The 1,074-nt window shown below is 49.9% G+C and carries 1 rRNA gene; it reads left to right on the forward strand.

What is annotated here, in order from left to right:
* Nucleotides 1-1,074, forward strand: a 23S ribosomal RNA gene (locus tag ABZ910_RS36335); the annotation flags it as partial.

The following is a 1,074-nucleotide window of genomic DNA, read 5'->3' on the forward strand; positions in this document are numbered from 1 at the left end:
AGCGTTCTTAACCGCGATGAAGGTATACCGTGAGGAGTGCTGGAGCGTTAAGAAGTGAGAATGCCGGTATGAGTAGCGCAAGATAAGTGAGAATCTTATCCACCGTAAGACTAAGGTTTCCAGGGGAAGGCTCGTCCGCCCTGGGTTAGTCGGGACCTAAGGCGAGGCCGAAAGGCGTAGTCGATGGACAACTGGTTGATATTCCAGTACTAGATATGATCGTGATGGAGGGACGCAGTAGGCTAAGAGATGCCAGTTAATGGATTCTGGTCTAAGCAGTGAGGTGTGAGATGTGTCAAATGCATTTCTCTTTAACATTGAGCTGTGATGGGGAAGCAACTACGGTTGCGAACTCTCTGATGTCACACTGCCAAGAAAAGCTTCTAGCGTAAAGTCATATCTACCCGTACCGCAAACCGACACAGGTAGTCGAGGCGAGTAGCCTCAGGTGATCGAGAGAACTCTCGTTAAGGAACTCGGCAAAATAGCCCCGTAACTTCGGGAGAAGGGGTGCTGGTGTAAAAGCCAGCCGCAGTGAATAGGCCCAAGCAACTGTTTATCAAAAACACAGCTCTCTGCTAAACCGCAAGGTGATGTATAGGGGGTGACGCCTGTCCGGTGCTGGAAGGTTAAGAGGAGTGCTTAGACGTAAGTCGAAGGTATGAATTGAAGCCCCAGTAAACGGCGGCCGTAACTATAACGGTCCTAAGGTAGCGAAATTCCTTGTCGGGTAAGTTCCGACCCGCACGAAAGGCGTAATGATTTGGGCACTGTCTCAACGAGAGACTCGGTGAAATTTTAGTACCTGTGAAGATGCAGGTTACCCGCGACAGGACGGAAAGACCCCATGGAGCTTTACTGTAGTTTGATATTGAGTACCTGTAAGTCATGTACAGGATAGGTAGGAGCCATTGAAATAGGGACGCTAGTTTCTATTGAGGCGTTGTTGGGATACTACCCTTGACTTATGGTTACTCTAACCCGCTGGCATAATCGGCCAGGGAGACAGTGTCTGACGGACAGTTTGACTGGGGCGGTCGCCTCCTAAAGTGTAACGGAGGCGCTCAAAGGTTG

The organism is Streptomyces sp. NPDC046805, assembly GCF_040645355.1.
Classification (GTDB): Bacteria; Actinomycetota; Actinomycetes; order Streptomycetales; family Streptomycetaceae; genus Streptomyces.